5 protein-coding genes are annotated in these 6,681 nt (G+C 55.8%); 4 read left to right on the top strand and 1 reads right to left on the bottom strand.

The features are described 5' to 3' along the window. The first annotated feature begins 146 nt into the window (after positions 1-146). The 4 genes from CCD76_RS18655 to CCD76_RS18640 all read left to right on the top strand — a co-directional run bounded on the left by CCD76_RS18655 (position 147) and on the right by CCD76_RS18640 (position 6,173). The gene (locus CCD76_RS18655; RefSeq protein WP_087721013.1) at positions 147-1,448 is read left to right on the top strand and encodes a TolC family protein; all 1,302 of its coding nucleotides are present in this window, start codon (positions 147-149) and stop codon (positions 1,446-1,448) included. Positions 1,449-1,511: 63 nt separating this feature from the next. Then, a complete protein-coding gene (locus tag CCD76_RS18650; protein WP_087721012.1) occupies positions 1,512-2,690 on the top strand; it encodes an efflux RND transporter periplasmic adaptor subunit in 1,179 nt (392 codons plus the stop codon). Between the two features lie 14 nt (positions 2,691-2,704). Beyond that, complete coding sequence (locus tag CCD76_RS18645; protein WP_087721011.1) at positions 2,705-5,812, top strand: efflux RND transporter permease subunit; 3,108 nt, start codon at positions 2,705-2,707, stop codon at positions 5,810-5,812. 16 nt (positions 5,813-5,828) lie between these two features. After that, entirely contained in the window at positions 5,829-6,173 is a 345-nt protein-coding gene (locus CCD76_RS18640) for a P-II family nitrogen regulator (RefSeq protein ID WP_036208664.1), read from the top strand. Between the two features lie 50 nt (positions 6,174-6,223). Here the strand turns inward: CCD76_RS18640 and CCD76_RS18635 are convergent, their stop codons facing one another. After that, a complete protein-coding gene (locus tag CCD76_RS18635) occupies positions 6,224-6,592 on the bottom strand; it encodes a hypothetical protein (RefSeq protein ID WP_143543334.1) in 369 nt (122 codons plus the stop codon). Positions 6,593-6,681 lie beyond the last annotated feature (89 nt).

Here is a 6,681-nt window from a genome sequence, read left to right as displayed (position 1 = left end):
TTCGGGCCGGCCTCATGAATAAGCCGGGATATTATCTGGTGTCTGAATTTCAAACTGTATTAAAGGTTTGTCTGTAAGGTCGTTCCAGATTCCCACGCAAAAATGCTGACTCACTGACCTCAGTCAAACAGCCAGGATGATACTGAATGAACAAACGGTTGTTGTTGTGCGCGATGATAGTTCCGGGAGCCTTGGCCGTCTCTCCTATGGTGTCGGCCCAGGCAAAAGAGAGTGTGTCGCTGAAAGAATATCAGCAGGCCAAAGCCAGCCAGGCTGTTTCCCTGAACCAGGCCATGGTGATGGCTTTCGAGAATAGCCCGGTATTGGCTTTGAGGCGGGCCGCGGTCTCGATGCAGCAGGGCCAGCTTGACCATGCCAGCCGCTGGGCGCCCAGCAATCCAGAGTTTGAGGTGGGGGGGCGTCAGGCCCCGGAGCAGGCTGATGAGTCCCTGGAATACGGGGTTAGGGTTACTCAGGAGATCTGGATGGGTAACCGCGGCGACCTTGGCCAGTCGCGTGCCCGGAGCAATCTCACGTCCTGGCAACAGGAGCTTGAATACCTGAAGGTGGCCACCAAGGCGCGCGTACGGGCCGCCTATTTCCGGATACTGCTGGCTCAGAAAGAGTTGGAAACCGCAACCCGTGCCGTTGACCTGATGCAACGCACCAAAGACCTGGTTGAAATGTCCGTAAAACAGGGTAAACAAACCCGGATTGATCTCAATACCGCAGTCATTGGGCTTGCCAGGGCCCGGAATCAAAAAGCCTCGGCGGAACAAAAGCTCGAGCAATCAAAAATTGACCTTACCGAAGTGCTCGGGGTGTCCCCCTCCGATGCCGTTGGGGTGACCGGCGAGCTTGATGTGACGCCCGAAGACCTGCCTCCGACCAGCCAGCTTGTCGAGATGGCACAGAGTCAGAGAGCGGACCTGAAAGCGGCGGCCGCCAGAATTGCAGCGGATGAATCTGGCCTTGAAATTGCGAAAAGCCTGACGATTCCAAATCTGAAAGTCTTCGGATCCTATGATCGTGAGGGAGGCTCCAACCTTTTCGGTGCAGGGGTGTCGATGCCTTTGACCGTTTTTCATGATTATTCCGGTGAGCAGAGACAAGCTGCTGCGCGGCTGAAAACCTCCGAGCTTGAGGCAGAGGCCTTGCGCCTGGCTACAGAGCGTCAGGTTGTGTCAGCTGTGGCCCGGTATGAATCCACCGCCGTTCGGCTGCGCCAGATGAACGAGTCGATCCTGGAGCGTTCAGAGGAAACATTACAACTGATGCAGAAAGCATTTCGGGCGGGCAAGGTCGGTGCCTCGGATGTTCTGGCGGCACAGGACAATCTCCTGTCGGTAAGGCAGGAATACGTTCAGGCGCAGAATGATTATATCGATGCCGTCCGGGCGCTGGAGATAAGCACAGGAGGTGCTCTGTCGATGTCAGCCGGTTCCTGAGGGTATGAAACTCAAAATTGACCGTTCTCTTAGTACCGTTCTCTAAATATTGAGGGTGAATGAATGATTCGCAATCTGAAGATACTGTTAATAGTTGTCGGCGCTCTGAGCTTGCAGCAGGCATACGCTGCCGGAGAAGCCGAGGGTGACCAGCACGCAAATGAAGAAGCCGAGCATGCCGGAGAGGAAAACCAGTCCCGCCAGATCCATCTGACGCCGGAGCAGACAGAGTTACTGTCGATTCAGACTGTGGCGGCTGCCAAGGGGCGCGCTGGCGCAATTGTTACGGCACCTGCCGAGATTCAGTATGTGCCGGACCGCGTGGCCGAGGTTGGTCCGCTGCTGGAGGGAAAACTGACAGGGTTGGCGGTTGATCTGGGGGATCGTGTCAATAAGGGGCAGTTACTGGCAACCCTGAACAGTGTGGAGCTGGCCCGGATTCGCTCCCGGTTAATCTCGCTGGAGGCCCGCAAAGAAGCGGCCGAGTCTGACTACAATCGTGAAAGGGAGTTGCAGGGACAGGGTATTTCCAGTGAAGAAGAGTTCCTGGATGCCAAGGCTGCCTTTCTTGAAACAAAAGCGGAGTACGATTCCGTGCGGGAACAACTGGCGGTTTACGGCAGCGAGTCGTCAGGTGACAGTGGGGGGCTGGCGCAATACGCGCTCCGCTCACCCATTGAGGGGCGTGTCGAGCAGATGCATGTTCGTCTGGGGCAAACGCTGAGTCCGTCGGATACGCCTTTCATCGTGGCGGATGCCTCGGTGTTGTGGGCCATTCTTCAGGTGTCCGAATCCGATATTGACCAGATTTCAACGGGAGACGAGGTTCAGATTTCCTCCAGGGATTCAAGTTCTGGCCGGTTTCACAGTGGGCAGGTATCCTGGGTGTCGAGCATGCTCGATGAAAAGACCCGCACCATCCCGGTTCGCGTTGTGCTGGAGTCTCCGAGGGGCGACCTTCGCCCGAATACCTATGCCACGGCCAGAATCATGACGGAATCGGAGGCCTCACTGCCACTGGTTCCGGATGATGCAGTTCAGACCATCGGCGACGATAACGTTGTGTTCGTGCCAGGTGATGAGGCGGGAGCCTACGAGGCGGTTACGGTAACGCTGGGCAAGGAAGCGAACGGCTGGATCGAGATCAAGTCCGGCATCAGCGCGGGCACGGAAGTGGTTTCAGTAGGCGCTTTTGATCTGATGTCGGCCATTACTGCCAGCGGCCGTAGCGCCGATCACTAATTTTTGGGGGGAGCATGATCAACGCAATTGTGAATTATGCGCTGAACAATCGCCTCATGACGATTGTTTTTGCGATCGCCGTGATCGTTGCCGGCGTCTTTTCGTTCAAAAAACTTCCGGTGGACGCGTTTCCGGACGCCACACCGACAATGGTGCAGGTATTCACCGCCAGTCCCGGCCTGTCGCCGGTAGATATTGAAACTCTGATTTCCTATCCCATCGAAATCAGCATGTACGGCATACCGAACCTGACCAAGGTTCAGAGTACGTCCATCTTCGGGCTTTCCCGGGTAACCATCTATTTTGAGGATGGCACCGACATCTACTTCGCCAGGCGGCTTGTAAACGAACGGCTTTCAGAAGCCAGGCGCCAGATCCCGGAGGGCATGGGGGAACCCGAACTAGGACCCATCACCACGGGCTTGGGACGTATCCTGATGTATTCCCTGAAAGCTGAGGACGAGAGCCAGTACAGCTTGCAGGAAATCCGGACGATTCAGGACTGGATCGTCAAGCCGCAGCTCAGGACCGTGCCAGGCGTAACCGGCGTACTTTCCATTGGCGGCGAAGTGAAACAGTACCAGGTCAACATAGATGCGCAGAAACTGCAGGCGAGGGGCCTGACCGTCTCGGATGTTCGTAGCGCTCTTATGCAGAACAACCGTAATGTGGGAGCCTCTTTCATTACGCGAGGCGGCGAAGAATATATTGTTCGGGGCTATGGTTGGGTTAACCCCGGTTCCGAGGGGATCAAGGATATCCGGAACATCATTGTGTCCAAGAGTGAGGGCGAATCTCCTATTTACGTCAAGGATGTGGCGGAGGTTGGCCTTGGACCGGCGATCCGCCGCGGCGCGCAGGTGTCCTCGGGCGAGGAGTCCGTGGGCGGCTACGTGATGAAATTGATCGGGACCAATACCAGCCAGGTACTTGAGGATGTCAACGCAAAAATCGATGACCTCAACAAGTCGCTTCCTGAGGGGCTGAAGATCGAAGCGTATTACTCCCAGGCGGAGTTGGTGGGCAAGGCCATAGGCACTGTCGAGAAAGCGTTACTTGAGGGCTCGGTTCTGGTGCTGGTGTTCCTCTATCTGTTCCTCGGAAATATTCGTTCCACACTGATCGTGGTGGCGACGTTGCCGTTGTCTGTGCTTTTCGCATTCATTGCGATGCGGATTTCGGGCCTGTCCGCCAATCTGATGAGTCTGGGGGGGCTGGCTATCGGCATCGGTATGATGGTGGACGGCGGCGTTGTGATGATAGAGAACATCTTCCGACATCTGGAAGAACGATCAGAGGAAAAGGTCAGTGTTCTGAGGCTTGTAGGTGAATCTGCCCGGGAAGTGGCTCGTCCGATCGTCTTTGCCATCGGCATCATTATTATTGTCTTTCTGCCGCTATTTACGCTGCAGGGCGTCGAGGGCAAGCTGTTTTCGCCCATGGCCTACACCATCAGTTTTGCGTTGATCGGTGCGCTGTTACTCGCGTTGACGTTGGTGCCGGTTCTGGCCTCGCTGTCATTCAAGATGGGTGGACAACACAAAGAGCCGAAGCTGGTTCTGTTCCTTAACCGGCTTTACAAACCGGTGGTTGATACTGTCGTCAAGGCTCCGAAAATTGTGATGGGTGTTGCAGTGATTGCCTTTGCGAGTAGCCTCTTGCTATTTCCCTTCCTCGGGAGTGAGTTCGTGCCCACGCTGAGGGAAGGCACTTTCCAGGTTCGCTCAACACTACCGCCGGGTGCCAGCCTGGAATCCGCCATCAAATATGGCAAACGGGTTCAGTCTGTTATAGAGGAATTTCCGGAGGTGACCGGCACCTACGCCAGGATCGGGCGAGCGGAAGTCGGCGGTGACCCTGAGCCGGTAAACGTGGTGTCAACGGTGGTCAACCTCAAGCCGCTGGACCAGTGGCGAGAGGATTTGCGCTATGAGGAGCTGCAGAGTCAGATTGCAGAGGCATTGGAGCAACGGGTTCCGGGGCTGGCCAATAACCTTTCCCAGCCGATTCAGCTCAGAACCGACGAGCTGCTGTCAGGCGTCCAGGCACAATTGGTTGCCAGCATTTTCGGCGATGACCTGAAGGAGCTTGGCCGGATTGGTCAGGAAGTGGCGGCCCTGGCAAAAGAGGTGCCTGGTGCAACGGACGTGCGCGCGCAGCAGAGTGCGGGCAAGAAGCAGATCGTTATTCGGCCTGACCGGGAAGCCCTGGCGCAGTTCGGTATCAGTATTGATGACGTAATGAGCACTGTTGAAGTCGGCATTGGCGGCCAGGGCGCCGGACTGATCTTTGACGGGGTCCGTCGATTCGAGATTTTTGCCCGGCTGCAAGAATCTTACCGTGGGTCCATCGATGAAATAAGAGGGCTTCCACTCAGAGGGAACAGCGGCGAGCTTATTCCGCTTTCACGGGTGGCCGATGTTGAAATGTACGCCGGCCCCAAGAAAATTTCACGCTCCAACGCCAGTCGTCGTCAGTATGTTCAGATGAACGTTCGTGGCCGCGATATGGGCGGTGTTGTTCAGGATTTGCGCAAGCGGATCGAGGAGCAAGTGGATATGCCGCCGGGGTATTTCGTGGAGTTCGGCGGTCAGTTCGAGAATCAGGAAAGGGCCATGGCCCGGCTCGCGATCGTTGTGCCCATTACCCTGGCGCTTATTTTCCTGCTTCTGTTCTCTGCATTCAGCAGTCTGCGCTACGCGGTGCTGATCTTCATGAATGTGCCCTTTGCGATTACCGGTGGCATTGTCGCGCTATTTGTTACGGGGCTTTACCTCTCGGTGCCGGCTGCCGTGGGATTCATTGCGGTGTTTGGCGTAGCCGTACTGAACGGTGTGGTGATGGTGAGCTACATCAATCAGTTGCGGGACGAAGGCTACGAAGTCATTGAGGCGGTCAAGCTGGGCGCTCAACGCCGTTTGCGGCCGGTTCTGATGACTGCCTCTGTGGCTATTCTGGGGCTGATTCCCCTGCTGCTGGCCGATGGCATTGGCTCTAATGTCCAACGGCCACTGGCAACGGTTGTGGTTGGCGGTCTGATCACGTCAACGTTGCTGACGTTGGTAGTGTTGCCCAGCGTGTATCAGTGGTTTGCATCCGAACGTCGTGACGTTGAAGCCTGAAGTCTGGAGACGGTTTATGTATGAAATAAAAGCGTATGTCAGAGAAGTGATGGCAGAGCATGTGGTTGATGCTCTTGCCAGAGTCAAGGGCGTGACAAGCATTGCTGTCGTGCCTCTCAGCGAATTTGGTCATCTGGTCGGCGATGAGTCGCCTCTGGAGAAAGTGAAGATGGTCAAGCTGGAAGTAGACGTAGCGACCGATGATGTCGCTGGTGAAGTTGTGGAACTCATTGTCAGAACGGGCAGAACCCAGGATGGGCACCCGGGTGACGGCAAGGTACTTGTATCCCGTCTGGTTCGGGCTGTTCGTATCGAGGACGGCGAAACCGGTGAGAGTGCACTGGAGCCTGCTTCAAGCTAGTGCTCCGGAAACTGGATGGCGGTTCTGCGGCTTTTGGTTGCGGGCCGCCATCACAGTTCTATCCCCAGTTCCCAGCGATAGATCATATCGTCTGAGTCCGTAGTGAGGCCAAATGCAACGCCCGCCTGGAGTTCCAGAATACTGGAGCCCATTCTGAACTCAGCCAGGATGGCAGGTCCCATCAAATGGTTGTTTTCGGCCCCGTAATACTCCAGCCCTGGCTGAAACGTGTCAGACTTCGTGTAGGCGAACTGTAATGAGCCAGTGGGCTCAAGCTGCTCGTCGTCTTCGCCAAATGAGCGGCTAACCAGAAGGTTCGTCAGGATGCTGTAATGCGCGTATAGCTGTCTCTCGTAAAGTGACCCAAGGGTCACTCCACCGGCTTTTTGGCCATGTTCTTTTGACAGTTCAATGAACAAGCCCGCAGCGCTCTCAGTGTCTTGAAAAAAGTTTCCAATCAGTTCGATTTCGTATTCCTCAACCCGGCTTATTCATGAGGCCGGCCCGA

This window comes from Salinicola salarius (assembly GCF_002179555.1).
Lineage (GTDB): Bacteria > Pseudomonadota > Gammaproteobacteria > Pseudomonadales > Halomonadaceae > Salinicola > Salinicola salarius_A.
This window is presented reverse-complemented; position numbering and strand designations above follow the sequence as displayed.

What these genes read in the sequence shown, in the direction of transcription:
- CCD76_RS18655 (WP_087721013.1), top strand. Translation starts at nt 147, where the DNA reads ATGAACAAACGGTTGTTGTTGTGCGCGATGATAGTTCCGGGAGCCTTG.
- CCD76_RS18650 (WP_087721012.1), top strand. Translation starts at nt 1,512, where the DNA reads ATGATTCGCAATCTGAAGATACTGTTAATAGTTGTCGGCGCTCTGAGC.
- CCD76_RS18640 (WP_036208664.1), top strand. Translation starts at nt 5,829, where the DNA reads ATGTATGAAATAAAAGCGTATGTCAGAGAAGTGATGGCAGAGCATGTG.
- CCD76_RS18645 (WP_087721011.1), top strand. Translation starts at nt 2,705, where the DNA reads ATGATCAACGCAATTGTGAATTATGCGCTGAACAATCGCCTCATGACG.